The sequence below is a fragment of the Rhizobium sp. IBUN genome (genome assembly GCF_000510625.1).
Classification (GTDB): Bacteria; Pseudomonadota; Alphaproteobacteria; order Rhizobiales; family Rhizobiaceae; genus Rhizobium; species Rhizobium altiplani.
Genome location: NZ_AZNV01000004.1, coordinates 143,800 through 158,583, shown reverse-complemented (window position 1 = coordinate 158,583; position 14,784 = coordinate 143,800). Strand labels below are relative to the sequence as shown.

At 59.3% G+C, this 14,784-nt stretch carries 15 protein-coding genes and 1 pseudogene; 5 read left to right on the top strand and 11 right to left on the bottom strand.

Annotated elements, in window-relative coordinates; genetic code table 11:
• Positions 1-87: 87 nt before the first annotated feature.
• Entirely contained in the window at positions 88-1,452 is a 1,365-nt protein-coding gene (locus tag RHIBUN_RS0106470; RefSeq protein WP_100248212.1) for a DUF1254 domain-containing protein, read from the top strand.
• 89 nt (positions 1,453-1,541) lie between these two features.
• On the opposite strand, the gene RHIBUN_RS0106465 is transcribed toward RHIBUN_RS0106470, so the two are convergent.
• The 4 genes from RHIBUN_RS0106465 to RHIBUN_RS0106450 form a co-directional block, all read right to left on the bottom strand.
• Positions 1,542-1,760, bottom strand: a complete 219-nt coding sequence (locus RHIBUN_RS0106465; RefSeq protein ID WP_018856588.1) for a hypothetical protein — start codon at positions 1,758-1,760, stop codon at positions 1,542-1,544.
• 39 nt (positions 1,761-1,799) lie between these two features.
• Positions 1,800-2,039: a 30S ribosomal protein S21 gene (gene rpsU / locus RHIBUN_RS0106460; protein ID WP_007527643.1), complete on the bottom strand. Its 240-nt coding sequence runs from the start codon at positions 2,037-2,039 to the stop codon at positions 1,800-1,802.
• A gap of 51 nt (positions 2,040-2,090) precedes the next feature.
• On the bottom strand, positions 2,091-2,378 hold the full coding sequence (locus RHIBUN_RS37985) for a hypothetical protein (protein ID WP_025658925.1): 288 nt from the start codon (positions 2,376-2,378) through the stop codon (positions 2,091-2,093).
• Positions 2,379-2,495: 117 nt separating this feature from the next.
• Positions 2,496-2,705, bottom strand: coding sequence for a cold-shock protein (locus tag RHIBUN_RS0106450; RefSeq protein ID WP_018856586.1), 210 nt, complete (start codon positions 2,703-2,705; stop codon positions 2,496-2,498).
• Positions 2,706-3,146: 441 nt separating this feature from the next.
• Between RHIBUN_RS0106450 and rpsU (RHIBUN_RS0106445) the strand changes: the two genes are divergently transcribed.
• The 4 genes and pseudogenes from rpsU (RHIBUN_RS0106445) (at position 3,147) to RHIBUN_RS33130 (ending at position 7,049) form a co-directional block, all read left to right on the top strand.
• Positions 3,147-3,359 (top strand): 30S ribosomal protein S21, encoded by a 213-nt coding sequence (gene rpsU / locus RHIBUN_RS0106445; protein WP_003585885.1) that lies wholly within the window; start codon positions 3,147-3,149, stop codon positions 3,357-3,359.
• 134 nt (positions 3,360-3,493) lie between these two features.
• The gene (locus tag RHIBUN_RS0106440) at positions 3,494-4,354 is read left to right on the top strand and encodes a tetratricopeptide repeat protein (protein ID WP_018856585.1); all 861 of its coding nucleotides are present in this window, start codon (positions 3,494-3,496) and stop codon (positions 4,352-4,354) included.
• Between the two features lie 498 nt (positions 4,355-4,852).
• Positions 4,853-6,511 (top strand): sensor histidine kinase, encoded by a 1,659-nt coding sequence (locus RHIBUN_RS0106435; RefSeq protein WP_025658924.1) that lies wholly within the window; start codon positions 4,853-4,855, stop codon positions 6,509-6,511.
• Between the two features lie 60 nt (positions 6,512-6,571).
• A pseudogene (locus RHIBUN_RS33130) lies at positions 6,572-7,049 on the top strand (DUF992 domain-containing protein).
• A gap of 51 nt (positions 7,050-7,100) precedes the next feature.
• Here RHIBUN_RS33130 and RHIBUN_RS0106425 read toward each other — a convergent pair.
• The 7 genes from RHIBUN_RS0106425 to RHIBUN_RS0106395 all read right to left on the bottom strand — a co-directional run bounded on the left by RHIBUN_RS0106425 (position 7,101) and on the right by RHIBUN_RS0106395 (position 14,469).
• Positions 7,101-7,724, bottom strand: a complete 624-nt coding sequence (locus RHIBUN_RS0106425; protein WP_018856582.1) for a LysE family translocator — start codon at positions 7,722-7,724, stop codon at positions 7,101-7,103.
• Between the two features lie 81 nt (positions 7,725-7,805).
• Positions 7,806-9,200, bottom strand: coding sequence for an NAD(P)(+) transhydrogenase (Re/Si-specific) subunit beta (locus tag RHIBUN_RS0106420; protein ID WP_025658923.1), 1,395 nt, complete (start codon positions 9,198-9,200; stop codon positions 7,806-7,808).
• 7 nt (positions 9,201-9,207) lie between these two features.
• Entirely contained in the window at positions 9,208-9,606 is a 399-nt protein-coding gene (locus RHIBUN_RS0106415; RefSeq protein ID WP_018856580.1) for a proton-translocating transhydrogenase family protein, read from the bottom strand.
• Positions 9,606-10,751 carry a Re/Si-specific NAD(P)(+) transhydrogenase subunit alpha gene (locus tag RHIBUN_RS0106410; RefSeq protein ID WP_025658922.1) on the bottom strand — a complete coding sequence of 382 codons (1,146 nt, stop codon included), beginning with the start codon at positions 10,749-10,751 and terminating at the stop codon, positions 9,606-9,608. The genes RHIBUN_RS0106415 and RHIBUN_RS0106410 overlap by 1 nt, the downstream gene beginning before the upstream one ends.
• Before the next feature lie 96 nt (positions 10,752-10,847).
• Entirely contained in the window at positions 10,848-11,072 is a 225-nt protein-coding gene (locus RHIBUN_RS0106405) for an aa3-type cytochrome c oxidase subunit IV (protein WP_018856578.1), read from the bottom strand.
• Positions 11,073-11,250: 178 nt separating this feature from the next.
• Entirely contained in the window at positions 11,251-12,003 is a 753-nt protein-coding gene (locus tag RHIBUN_RS0106400; RefSeq protein ID WP_025658921.1) for a hypothetical protein, read from the bottom strand.
• 162 nt (positions 12,004-12,165) lie between these two features.
• The gene (locus RHIBUN_RS0106395; RefSeq protein WP_025658920.1) at positions 12,166-14,469 is read right to left on the bottom strand and encodes an EAL domain-containing protein; all 2,304 of its coding nucleotides are present in this window, start codon (positions 14,467-14,469) and stop codon (positions 12,166-12,168) included.
• Between the last annotated feature and the right edge of the window lie 315 nt (positions 14,470-14,784).

Genomic DNA, 14,784 nt, shown 5'->3' with positions numbered 1-14,784 from the left:
GTCGTTGGGAGGGTTGCAATGACATTGCGTGCTATCAATTTCGCTGCCGGTCTATTTTTAACCGGAGCGTGCATTGCCGGGCCAGGTATGGCCGCCGACCCCATAACCGAGGCGGAAGCCGCGGCCATCGGGGTTGATGCCTACGTCTATCTTTATCCGCTGGTCACCATGGATGTGACCCGTGCGCAGGCGACAAATATCGAAGCGGGCAAGAAGATGGGCCGTGGACCGGCCAATGCGTTCACCAATGTACCGGAATTCCCAACTGCTGAATTTCGAGATGTCGTCCGACCGAACTTTGACACGCTCTATTCCGTTGCGTGGCTCGACATGACCAAGGAACCAGTCATCGTGTCGGCGCCTGATACCGACGGTCGCTACTACCTGCTGCCGATGCTCGACATGTGGAGTGACGTATTCGCCTCGCCCGGATGGCGGACGACCGGAACCGCGAAGGCGGATTTCGCGATTGTGCCGCCTGGATGGAGCGGCAAGGACCTGCCGGCCGGCGTACAGCGCATTGACGCACCGACGCCCTTCGTCTGGGTCATTGGGCGCACGAAAACGGATGGGCCGGCCGACTATGACGCGGTCCACAAGATCCAGGCAGGCTACAAGGTCACGCCGCTGTCGCAATGGGGGAAGGCGGCAGAACCGGTGAAGGTCACGATCGATCCCAAGATCGATATGACGACGCCTCCGAAGAAGACTGTCGACGGCATGACCGCGGCGGATTTCTTCGCCTATGCGTCCGAGGTCATGAAACATAATCCGCCTCACATCACCGACCAACCGATCATCGCGCTAATGAAACGGATCGGCATAGAGCCGGGAAAGAGCTTCGATAAGACCAAGATCGATCCAACCGTCGCCAAGGCATTGGAAGCGGTTCCCGCCAAAGCCCAGAAGCTGATGGACTGGAAAGTTCCGACGCTTGCCCGCGTCGCCAACAATTGGTCGATGAACACCGACACCATGGGCGTCTACGGCAATTACTACTTGAAGCGGGCGATCGTCGCGCAGCTCGGGCTGGGCGCAAACCTGCCAGAGGACGCGATCTATCCGCTCAACCTCGGCGACGAGAAGGGAAACCCGCTAAACGGAGCGAACAGCTACAAAATCCACTTCGACAAGGCGAACCTGCCACCGGTCAAAGCGTTCTGGTCCGTCACGCTCTACGATCCCGAGGGATTTCAAGTCGCCAACAGCCTGAACCGATTTGCCGTCAGCAGCTGGATGCCCTTCGCCTACAATGCGGACGGTTCTCTTGATCTCTACTTCCAGAACAAGAGCCCGGGCGAGGACAAGGAAGCGAACTGGCTACCGGCGCCTGCCGGGCCGTTCAACCTGACAATGCGCCTCTACGGACCGGAGAGCGAAGCCTTGACAGGAAAGTGGAACCCGCCGGTCGTCGAACTGGTGCCCGCGCTCCAACAGGTGACAGCACAGTAGCGATTGCGCGCGTGCCTCGAGCGATCCACATGGGTATACCCATTGGGTTGAGAGGGCCCTCGCGCGCTGGCGCGAGGCTGCTGGGAGGATCAAACCGACTTGGGCGCAGTCCGCCGCTTCTTGGCAGGGGCGGCGGCTGTTGGTGCTTCGGCTTCTTGCTGCAAGCGTAGCGCCCTGAGCTTCTCCGTCTTCTTTTCGCGAGCCGCGGCTTCTGCCGTGATGATTGCTTTCGCTGTCGTGTCAGTGGCAGCCGCCTTGTCGCGCGGGGAGAGCTTGGCCGGATTGAAGAGTTCGTCTTTTGAAGTCATCTGGTCTCTCTATCTAGACGGAGCTCGCCTCATGGTAGCTCAGCGAGCCGGACGGACTGCCTTCTTCGGAGCCGGAAGGAGACCTTCGCGCTGCAGCTTCTTGCGCGCCAGCTTGCGCTGACGGCGAACCGCTTCCGCCTTTTCGCGAACACGCTTCTCGGACGGCTTTTCATAAGCGCTACGCGCCTTGAACTCGCGGAACAGACCTTCGCGCTGCATCTTCTTCTTCAGGACGCGGAGTGCCTGGTCGACATTGTTATCTCGAACGAGAACCTGCAAATTCTTTCCTTTCGTGCGGCAAATCTGTTTGCCGGTTGGTCAGAGTGGAAGCTACTTCCGTACCCTGATGCTTGAAGTTTTCAACCAGGATCCGCCCTGGATATCCGCGTCGGCGTCAACTCTCGGCGTAGGGGATACCGACTGGTTCACGTCGATATCGCTCTCAAGAATCCGCCGATCGAAGTTTTCCGTCTCGAACCGGACCCGATACTGCGGGCGACTCCCGTCTGACGGTAGAACTACCGCGATCTTGCAGGTCCTGCGCGCCTCTTCGGTGCGAACGAGACCGTCTTTCAGAACGATAGTGTCGCCGACAGCGTATCTTGGCATTCGTGCCATTTGGTTCCACCGAACTGTCTTGAGCGTCAAAAACATAAAAGGCCGGGTTTGACCCCGACCTCCGCCATCAGGCTCTCAGCTGCCAGTACATCCGTGGTCAGCCGGGCCGAATGAGAATTAGGCTGCGCGCAGGTTGTCGGCAGAATTCTTGCCAGACTTCTTGTCGCGAACGAGATCATAGGTGATCTTCTGTCCATCGGACAGGCTTCCCAAGCCAGCGCGCTCAACAGCGGAAATGTGGACGAAAACGTCCGTGCTGCCGTCATCCGGCTGAATGAAGCCGAAGCCCTTGGTGCTGTTGAACCACTTAACGGTACCTGAATTCATAACGATCTCCTTTCATAGTCGTTACTGCCATGCGTTCATTCACAAGGCTAAGATCGATTTTGAGAGGAAATCTGACGGAGCTTGACGCTCTTTGACAAAGGTCACAACCAATAGTCGATTATCTACATATAGCGCAAACTACGAAATAAACAAGGCAAGGAAGCAGGCTATCGGGGTTTTGGGCAGTTCGCGCAACGCGGATCGACAGCACTCCGAAACACCCAGCTACGCTGAATGGCCCCATTGCGCTCCCATAAAAGCGCCTTCCCTGGGATAAGAAACCGTTTTTTGCGGCAAGAACGCCGGAACATATGGACTTCGCCCCACCGTTCTGCTATCCGCATCCTCAATCGCAAGGCTGCTGCCGCGCGAACTGTATATTTTTTGCCTCTGGCGCCGTGCTGACGCCGGCATCAACCAAACCAAAGGAACGTGATTCTCGTGCAGGTACTTGTCCGCGATAACAATGTCGATCAGGCTCTCCGCGCTCTCAAGAAGAAGATGCAGCGCGAAGGTATTTTCCGCGAAATGAAGATGCGCGACTACTACGAAAAGCCGTCGCAGAAGCGCGCTCGCGAAAAGGCCGAAGCCGTTCGCCGTGTTCGCAAGCTGGCTCGCAAGCGGGCACAGCGCGAAGGTCTCGTCGCACGCTAAGCGTAGCTGTCGTTATTTCGACGTTTTCAGATGCATGTTGGCGGGGGCGAACTATTCGCCACCGCCTTTTTATTGCTGCTGAAGCTTGCCCGTCCTTGAAGCGGACCGGCTGCACTGGGGGAAAACGAGCCCGCATGGCTGACATCACCAAGACCCGCTCTCTGCGTTCGCCGAAAATCGCCGTTCTACCGGTTTTCGCAATCGTCACCGCGCTAGGCCTTGCCGGCTGCACGACAGGCAGCACCTCGGATGCCGTCATCCGCATCGACAAGGCGCAGGGTTCGCAGGAAAACATCGCCTCGCTGACCTCAGTCATCAATGCCAATCCGCAGGATCCGGAAGGCTACAACGTCCGGGGCTCGGCCTACGGTCGCGGCGGCGACTTCCGCGCGGCGCTGAACGACTTCAACAAGGCCCTGCAGATCAACCCACGCTTCTATCAGGCCTACGCCAACCGCGCGCTGGTCTACCGCAACATGGGTCAGCAGCAGCAGGCGATCCAGGACTACAACAGCGCCCTGCAGATCAACCCGAACTACGACGTGGCGCTGATCGGCCGTGGCAATGTCTACCGCTCCGCTGGCCAGGACGATGCCGCCTACAACGACTTCAACAAGGCGATCCAGAACGGCACGACCGACGGCCGCGCCTATCACAATCGCGGTCTGATCTATCAGAAGCGCAATCAGCAGGATAAGGCGATCGACGACTTCTCGAAGGCGATCTCGCTCTCGCCGAATGCGCCTGAACCCTATAACGGCCGCGGCATTTCCTACATCGCGCTGAACGACGACGACAACGCATTTGCCGACTTCAATCACGCGATTGAGCTCAACGGCAACGTCGCCGAATCCTGGGCCAACCAGGCGCTGGTCTACGAGCGTCGTGGCGAAAAGGACAAGGCCGCCCGCTCCTACCGCCATGCAATCGGGCTCGACCCGAAGTACCAGCCGGCGAAGGACGGTCTTGCCCGCGTCGGCGCGGCGACCGGCTAAGGCATTACAGGCGACCTGCGCCAAACGGGCCGACGGTAACATCATCGCCGGCTCAGCGGCACCTGGTGCCGGCAGCACGCGGCTCGGCGTGGATCTTTCGCCGCCCCGGCCTTTTCCTCCCCCTCATCGCGATCGGGCCAGAACGGCTTGCGGTGCCGTGGCGCGCTCCGGAGTGAGCTTGGCGCCGTTTGTCAACCACTCGCCTCTTACGAGATTTTTATGAGCGATGCGGCCGCCGTTTTTCGTTCCCTTCCGCCTCGGAAGCTTCGTTTGACGCCACGGTTGAACAAAAATTTGCGAATTGCCGGACGACATGTTTTAGTGTGTTGCAAGCAGCATTACCTGTCCCTAACATTGCCGTGGGTTTCGATAGCAGGCTATCAGGAGAGCCGGGGGCGCGTTGAAGGCAATTGCGGTGGTCCAGATTTTTGCTTTCATGCCTGTAAACGGTTGGCGAACCGGTGATTTCCGCTGCATAAGTCAGCGGAGTACCGGCTCATGAAAGGCCGTTTCCGCTTCTTTCCGAAGGCGTCGATCGGGACCTACCTGATCGCGATGGCACTTGCGACGGCCTTGCCGATTTTCGCACTGGTGGCACTTCTGCTCGCGCAGCTGGAAGACAACCAGCGCTCAACTCTGAGGCGTGAAACGGCCCAGGATGCGACCGCTCTCGCCCGCTCCATCGATCGCCAGCTTCAGGACATGGCTACAACTTTAAGGTTGCTATCCAACTCGCCGGAACTGGAAAATAACGACTTCGCCTCCTTCCACGCTCGCACCGAGACGTCCCTGCGTACAGACAATCTCTACGTCATCGCCGTCGATGAAACCGGGCAACAGCTCTTGAACACCCGTCGGGACTATGGCGAACCGCTGGGCAAGGCCGGCAATCTCCCGTCCGTCGAGGCCGCGATCAAATCCGGCCGAATCGAAGCGTCCGATGTGTTCATGGGACGAACTAGCGGCGAGTTCGTCTACAACGTCACCATGCCGATGCAGGCCGGCAAGGTCAGGGCGCTGATCATAACACAGAACGCCGGAGACCTTGCGAAGCTGGTCACCACCGAAGGCCTGCCGAACGATTGGTCTGCGGCGGTCATTGATCAGAGTGGGCATGTGGTGGCTTCCGCCGGCGCCACGAATATTGGCTTCGGCCAACCTTTCAATCCAGACATCCTGCCTTCCCTGGTCAATTTCAGCGGCGTCTACGAGAACAAGCAGGTATTGCCGAACGCGATGCTCGGCTATGCGCAGATTCCGGGCTGGTCCTGGAAGACCGTGATATGGGGGCCTGTCGCCACGGCGCAGTCTTCTATCCTGACGACATGGCGCTTTCTGATCATCGGCGGCCTGGCGCTGATGCTTGTCGCGATCCTGGCCGCCTATATCGTTGCGCGTCAGGTGCGCACGACGATCCGCTCAATCGCCGACATGGCCATTCGGATGGGCGAAGGCCACATCGTGGCCCCCATCGAGACCAGCGTCATCGAAGCGAACCAAGTTGCGGTCGCGCTCTCCAACGCTTCTTTCGACCGGAGTCAGACGGAAGACCGCCTGCACTTCGTGATGAACGAACTCGTGCACCGCACCAAGAACCTGCTGACCCTGGTGCAAGCGATGATGCGCCAAGTCGCCAAGCGCGCGGACAGCGTGGAGGCATACCAGGCAGCGGTTGTCGATCGCCTCGAAGGCCTGTCCCGGTCGATCGACCTGCTCACAAGCGAGCAATGGGCCGGCGCATCGCTGCGCCGCGTGATCGACATCCACTTCAAGGGCTTTCCGCAGGCTGCCGAGCAGACCGAGATATCTGGCAAGGATTTTGTCCTCAAACCCGACGTGGTGCAAAATCTCGGTCTCGTCCTGCATGAACTTGCCACGAACTCGGTAAAGTATGGTGCCCTTTCCGTGCCGCATGGCCGCGTTCGGCTGGGCTGGCGGGATGCCCAGAACGAGGAGCGCAACGAACCTCTTGTTGTCTTCACGTGGGAGGAGCTTGACGGTCCGGTAGCGCGCGCTCCCGAGAATTCCGGCTTTGGGACGACCATCATCAAGAATCACGCCGCCGCCGCTTTTGCTGGGACCGTGGAAATCGACTTCCCGCCAGAAGGCTTTTACTGGGCGTTGACGGCTCCTCGTCGCAACCTCGAGCGTGCATAGCGCACGGAACAATTAACACTGGACCTTCGTTTCCGACAGGCTACTCGAAAGGAGAAGTCCATGTTCAGGGAAACGATGATGGCCGCGGCGGCCGCCGCAGTAGCCGCCATCGCAAACCCGGCAAGTGCCGCAAACTACATCACCCTCGGCCAGCTCGTCTGCGGATCGCAGGGTGGTCAGGGACTGATCGTCACCTCGCAGAAGAACCTGCTCTGCACCTTTACGCCTGCGGAGGGTGGCCCGAAGGTCGTCTATGCCGGAACGATCCAGAGGATTGGATGTCGGCCAGACCGGCAAGACTGTGATGATCTGGCAGGTTCTGGCCAAGACCGGAACCGACATTCCCGATTACGCGCTGGCCGGTGAGTATTACGGCGTAGGGGTCGATGCAAGCATCGGCGCCGGCGCTGGTGCCAAGGTCATCGCCGGCGGCACCAACCAATCCTTCATGCTCCAGCCGTTGAACGTTCAGGCTCAGGAAGGCCTGAATCTCGCGCTCGGCGTGGAGAAACTGACGCTGGCGCCGGCCGCCACCTGATCTCAGGTCGCGCCGAAGAGGAGAGAGGCACCCGCCTCTCTCCTTTCCGTGTCAAGCGGAACGATGCGTCAGCGCAAGAGCGCCGCCAAACAACATCATCATCGAGCCGCTGATCCGATTGACAAGGCGAACCGCCCAGGCATTGCGCATGACGCCACGCAGTCGCGAGCCGACGAAGGCATAAATGCTGATCGCCCCGACCTCCAAGACCAGGAAGATTGCTCCGAGCGTGAAGAAACTCTGCCAGTAGGCATTGCGTTCGACGAACTGCGGCAAGAAAGCCGTGAAGATCAGGATCGCCTTGGGGTTGCTCGACGCAACAAGAAACTCCTGCCGCACATACGCCCTGAACGTTGAAGGGTGATGGGCAGCCGCCAGTTCCGACACATCCACCTTCGCGCGGAACAGCTTGAAACCAATCCAGAGCAGATAAGCGACACCCAGCCACTTCACGATCGAGAAGGCCACGCCTGAAGCCATCAGGAGGGCGCCGAGACCGAAGGCCGTGATGGCGATCATGATCGCAAAGGCGACGATGCGGCCGGCGGAGGCTGCAATTGCCATGCCCATTCCTGCGCGCGCACCGATCGTCACCGAGAGCAGGTTGTTCGGACCAAACGCCATGTTCAGCGCAAAACAGGCGGGAACGTAGAGGAGCAGCGTTTCGAGGGACATGACATCACCGTGCAAAACAAAGGGCGCGGTCCAAGTCCGCGCCCTTGTAGTTTAATCGAGATCAAGCATGCTGGCGACGCTTCAGTGGCCGATCGCCTTGTTGATTTCTTCGGTGACCTTCTTGGCATCTCCGAGCAGCATCATCGTACCGTCCTTGTAGAACAGCGTATTGTCGATACCGGCGTAACCGGAGCCGAGCGAGCGCTTGACGAAGAGGCAGGTCTTGGCCTTGTCGACATCGAGGATCGGCATCCCGTAGATCGGCGAGGTCTTGTCATCGCGCGCCGCCGGATTGGTGACGTCGTTGGCGCCGATGACATAGGCCACGTCAGCCTGCGCGAACTCCGAGTTGATGTCCTCAAGCTCGAAGACCTCGTCATAGGGCACGTTCGCTTCAGCAAGCAGCACGTTCATGTGACCCGGCATACGGCCCGCGACCGGATGGATCGCGTATTTCACCTCGACGCCGTTCTTCTTGAGATTGTCGGCCATTTCGCGCAGCGCATGCTGCGCCTGCGCCACCGCCATGCCGTAACCCGGCACGATGATGACCTTCGAGGCATTTGCCATCAGGTAGGCGGCATCCTCGGCCGAACCGAGCTTGACCGTCTTGTCGGAATTATCCGCGCCGCCCGCGACCGTCTCGCCGCCGAAGCCGCCGAGGATGACGGAAACGAAGGAGCGGTTCATACCCTTGCACATGATGTAGGAGAGGATCGCACCGGACGAACCGACCAGCGCGCCGGTGATGATCAGCGCCAGATTGCCAAGCGTGAAGCCGATGCCGGCGGCGGCCCATCCCGAATAGGAATTGAGCATCGACACGACGACAGGCATGTCGGCGCCGCCGATGGGCACGATCAGCAGTACACCGAGTGCCAGTGACAGCGCGACGACCGCCCAGAAATCGAAATGGCTTTCCGTTGCGGCGAGGCCAATGATGAAGAGCACGATCAACACCAGCAGGGCGATGTTGATCAGGTGGCGGAAGGGCAGCAGGATCGGCTTGCCGGACATGCGCCCGTCGAGCTTGAGGAAAGCGATGATCGAGCCGGTGAAGGTCAGCGCGCCGATCGCAACGCCGAGCGCCATTTCGATCCGCGCCTCGGTGTGAATACCGCCGATATTGCCGATGCCGAAGGATGACGGCGTATACAGCGCCGCGGCCGCCACCAGCACGGCGGCAAGCCCCACCAGCGAGTGGAAACCGGCGACGAGCTGCGGCATCGAGGTCATCGGGATCACGCGGGCGATATAGGCGCCGGCGCCGCCGCCGATCGCAAGACCGAGGATGATCAGCACCAGCCCGCCGAACGAGGGTGTCGCCAGCGTCAACGTGGTGAGGATCGCGATCCCCATGCCGGTCATGCCGTAAAGATTGCCCTTGCGGCTGGTGGCCGGATGGGAAAGACCGCGCAATGCCAGGATGAAAAGCACGCCGGAAACAAGATAGAGAAAGGCTGCGATACTGTTCATGCGGTCCTCACTTGTCCTTCTTCTTGTACATCGCCAGCATGCGCTGGGTGACAAGGAAGCCGCCAAAGATGTTCACGGAGACGAGGACCAGGGCGATGAAGCCAAAGCCGGTCGCAAGCCCGCTGGTCGAAATGCCGACCGCCAAAAGCGCACCGACAACGATCACTGACGAGATCGCATTGGTCACCGCCATCAGCGGCGTATGCAGCGCCGGCGTCACCGACCAGACGACGTAATAGCCGACGAAGATCGCCAGCACAAAGATCGCGAACTGAAACACGAAGGGATCGATCGCACCGCCGGTTGCAGCACTTGCCGCCTCTGGAGCATGGGCGGCCGCCGCCGCCACGGCATTCACGGCCTGGTTCAACTGCTCCAGCGCCTTGTCCATTGCTTCACTGGCCATCAGTTATCCCCCTTCTTTGCGCCAAACGCCGGGTGCACGACATTGCCCGCATGTGTCAGCATCGTCGCCTTGATCAGTTCGTCCTCGAGATTGAGGGCGATCGATTTCGTTTCCTTGTTGACCATAGTCTCAAGGAAGGTGACGAGGTTCTTGGCGTAGAGCTGGGAGGCGCTGGCAGCGATCCTGCCGGCCATATTCGAAAAGCCGATGACGCGCACGCCGTCGACGTCGGCGACCTTGTTCGGCTTGACGCCTTCGATATTGCCGCCGCGCTCGACGGCAAGGTCGACCGCAACCGCACCCGGCTTCATCGATTTCAGCATCTCGCGCGAGACCAGCTTCGGAGCCGGACGCCCCGGGATCAGGGCCGTGGTGATGACGATGTCCTGCTTGGTGATATGATCGGCCACAAGGGCGGCCTGCTTCGCCTGGTATTCCTTGGACATTTCCTTGGCGTAACCGCCGGCCGTCTCGGCCGCCTTGAACTCTTCGTCCTCGACGGCGATGAACTTGGCGCCCAGAGAGGCAACCTGCTCCTTGGCCGCGGGGCGAACGTCGGTCGCCGACACCGCGGCGCCGAGACGACGCGCCGTGGCGATAGCCTGCAAGCCGGCAACACCAGCGCCCATGACAAAGACCTTGGCCGCGGGAACGGTGCCTGCCGCCGTCATCATCATCGGCATGGCACGGTCATAAACCGCAGCCGCTTCGATGACCGCCTGATAGCCTGCGAGGTTTGCCTGCGAGGAAAGAACGTCCATGGACTGCGCTCGGGTGATGCGCGGCATTAACTCCATGGCGAAACTGGAGAGCCCGGCCTTGGCCATGGCAGCGATCGCTTCGTCATTGCCGTAGGGATCCATGACCGCGATGACGACCGCGCCACTCTTGTAGCCGCCGATCTCCTCGTCCGACGGACGACGGACCTTCAATACCACATCCGCGGTCGCCGCCGCACCGATCGAGCCAATCCGCGCGCCGACCGCTTCGAATTCCGCATCCGGAACTTTCGACTTGGTGCCCGCTCCGGACTCGACGACGACGTCGAGTCCGAGCCCAATCATCTTCTTTACGGTCTCGACGGACGCAGCGACGCGCGTCTCATCCCCCGTGGTTTCCTTCGCCACAAAAACAATATTGCCCAACCGCCCCTCCTCCGGGTCAGCCAGCCTGCCGCAGGTCCCCCTGCTCAGCCCGAACATTTAGTCAAAGCTTGGAAAAGCGCCCTCCCCGCGCCGCGCTTAACGCAGCAGAACGAGGCCGGCGATGAAGACGATTAGCAGGACAACGAGGCCGCCGAGGAAGCCAGCACCGGTGAAGAAGCCAGCCGTCATGCCAAGCAGGAGAGCGACGAGAAACAGCGTGCCGTACTTAGCAGCGGCAAGGAACATGAGGTAGGTCTGCTCGTGTTCCTTATAATCCATCGGCGCGCCGACTTCTGCAGGTCCGGTGTGATGCTCAGCCATGAATATCGTCTCCCTCAAAATGCCTGGCCGGTTTGAGACACGGCCACGAATGCCATTATTTCCCAAGGCTTGCGCCTGGAAATTCCCTTGTCAGGCATTACACAAAGCCTGGGAAAAGCGCAATGCAGGAGAATGCCGCAGTTGGTGCGACACTCTCCATTTCGCGATGCATCGCAGATCAGAGGGGGAGATCCGTCCCAAGCTGACCGTTCGGCACGAAGCGAGCTGTGGGGATGATCGTGAGGGGCGGCAGCGTGTCCTCCGGAATGCGCGAGAACATCATGCGCTGTTCGCTGGCGCTGGAGATAAAGAACGGATAGCGCGTCAGCAGCTTGCGCCCCACTTCAATCACGTTCGTTGCCATCAACGTCATGTCGATTCCGTAGTTCTTTGCCAGCTGACCGGGCACGATCGTATCGGCATAGAAGACCCGCTTGTAGAAAGCGGCATGCGGAGGCCGGCAGAACTGAAGGACGCGGTCCGCGCGGAAGTATGCGGCCGCGACGATACTGGGTCTCAACGTCAGATAGGGAATCCAAGGCAGATCGGCGGTCAGATCAGGATCGGCGGCAAACCGCGCCGGATCGATCAGTGTCAGCCCGGCATCGAGCAGCGCGTCCATCGCCCACGGAAAGGCGCCCGCGGACTGGCTGACGCGATGCTCAGGTGTAACATAATGGAGCCGTATCGTGCTGACCAACTCGCCGTAATAATAGATACCGAAGACATGCGCGTGACTGTCGAAATCGGTCGCGTCCAACAGTCCCTTTGGAGCCAGTGCCAGCACGTCATGGGCCTTGTAAGCCTTGTAGCGCAGGCGCTCCACCTCGATCATGTCCTCGCTGCTTTCCATGCGGCGGTATTCAATATGATCTAGAATTCCAAGAAGCTTATTACTGAAATCGCTCGTTGTTACAGGAGTATCCACCATGGTTCCTCGGCTGATCGGTTAATAATTCATTAATCATCCGAAAAAACAGCCGACGGCAAGGAACCAACGATAATTTGCGTTATATTTGAATTGTTAAGGTTAACGGTGTTCGCCAGGGAACGGAGCGGCATGGGCCGCTTCCACAAGCTGAAAATTTGAGATTCAGGCTACCTTAGGGCGGCGGCGCGGGGTGGGGCCGCCCGCAAGGCTCTGCGAAAGGATCGCGATATTTTGCGCCGGAACGGCCGGCGAGAAAACATAGCCCTGCACGAGATCGGTCGCACGATACTTGTTGAGAAGGGCCAACTGCTCGGTCGTCTCTACACCTTCGGTGACGATCTTGAGGCCAAGTTCACGCGCCAGATTGACGGTACCGCGCAGCAGTTTGAGGCGGCGGTCGTCCTCGACGATGTTGCGCAGGAAGGACCGGTCGATCTTGACGATATCAAGCGGAAGCGTGTCGAGGTAACTGAGGCTCGAGAAACCAGTGCCGAAATCATCGATGGCGATCGTGATGCCGCGCGCCCGCAGGTCCGCCAGGATGGCGCGCACAGCGGCCGGCTCGTCGATCAAGCAACTCTCGGTGATTTCGAGATGCAGTCGCTCAGGCCCCAGACCCGAGGCGCTCAGTGCTTCGGAAACCACGGAAAGAATGTCTGCATCCCGCAGATCTCTGGCGGAAAGGTTCACCGAGACCGCGATATGCTCGGGCCAAGTCATACAATCTGCGCAGGCCTTCATCAGGATGAAGCGTGTGATGTCCGAGATGATGCCCATCTCTTCCGCCAGGCGGATGAACACGTCGGGCGGAATGGCACCCTTTTCCGGATGCACCCAGCGAGCAAGCGCTTCGGCGCATTCAATACGCGAGCCGTCGGCCTTGAACATCGGCTGGTAGGCAATGCTGAGCCCCTGCATCCCGACCGCTTCGCGCAGATCGGCCTTGAGCTTCTGCTGCTCGATGTAGCGGCCATCCATCTCGCGCTCGAAGCTTGCAATACCGCCGCGCTGTTTCGACTTGCTTTCGAACAATGCCAAGTCGGCTTTGATGCTCCACTCTTCCATCGCGAAGGCATCGCTTTCAAGAAGCGCAAAGCCACCGCTCAGCGAAACCAAGAAGGTCACGTCGTCGGCTTCGTAGTTGCCTTGGATCGCAGCATGCAAACGACGAACTTCGGCGTCCAGCGCTTCCATATCCTTCGCATGCGGGAAGAACAGGATGAACTGGTCACCCATCAGACGGCCGACGATGGCCTTGCGCGCCTGCTCCTCGATGCGGTTGGCGATAGCACAGAGAAGATGGTCGCCGGTGATATGGCCGCGCATGTCGTTGACGTGTTTGAACTCGTCGATATCAAGCACCATGAACGCAACAGGCCCGCGTTTTTTCGGGTGCTTGTTCAGATAGTCCTGCACGAGATGGCTGAAATACTCGCGGTTCGGCAACCCGGTCAGAGCATCGAATCGAACCATGTGCAAGATCTTCTGCTCTGCCTTCACGCGGCTGGACACGTCTTCGAAGATCAGCACCGCGCCGCCATCAGGCCGGCGGCTTGCGGAGAATTCAAGCGACAGATCCTCGGGAAAATGGATGAGCATGCGTGACAGCTTGCCATCGGCGACCTGGGTCATCTGGCGGAGGATGAGCTCCGGCTGCGTGGAATCCATAAAGCTGTAGCGGGCGCCGTAACGCAGGACCGCGCTGAGGTCGCGCTCCTTCAAGCGCTCGGGGTCGCCGATCTTCAGAAGTTCGCAGGCCTTGCGGTTGATCACCTGGATACGGTTTTCGGGATCGACCATGACGAGGCCATGCGGCATGTTATTGAGCGCTGTATCGAAACGGTCGGCGATCACGGTGATTTCCCGGCGCGCAATGACATTCTCGTAGAGAAACTCGCGCACCCCGTTGGCCATGGCCCGTGTCGTCAGCCAGAATGGGATGAGAAAAATCGACAGGATTCCACGATAGAAGTCCAGCGCCATCAGGCTGCAGATGATCATCGGCAGGCAACAAGAGAAGGTCTGCAGGTCGATCGCCATGCGCGAACCGTAGTTGCGGCCAACGACGGAAACCATGGTGGCCATGGTCACGGCAATGCAGGCGAGCTCCGCAAAACCATCGCCCAAGAAAAATATGGCATAACCGCTGGCAATGCCCAGGAGTGTCGTGGTGCCGGCAGCGCCGGCCACGAGAATTCGCTCCCAATGCTGTATTCCGGCGTACGAGAGTCTTTCTTTGTCGACGCGATCGAACTGCCAGAAGATCGCCATGCGTCCGCCGAACACAAGGACGAAGGCAGCGGCGAGGATGAGATACAGGAAAGACTGCGTCTTGGCGGCGATTGCGAGGCAAGTCGCCGCGTGAACGATAACACCGACGAGCAACGTCATGCGGTTCCCAGAAAGGGAACTCACAAACGACAGATACACATCCGTTGGAACCCTGCCCGGGTTATGTGGCTTCATCCATGCTTTTCCTGTGCGGCGAGACCTTACTGCGAACCCTTTAAAAATTGATTTCGTCCAAACCATAGATTTGGTTGAATTTTTTAAAACCATAACGCGAAAATCCTGGTTTCATAAAGGTTTGCGCAGCTACAAGGAGATCTTTGATTCCGGGCCTGCCATGCTCGATTGTCGGCAGTGCCAGGGAGTCGTCGGCAGTGCCTGCGGCGTGCGCTTCGCATAAGACTATATTCCAACACGCCCCCTTTAATCTTCCAATTTGAAACACCCTAGTCTACCAATCCAGAGAGGAGAACGTGTCGAAACAGGCACGAT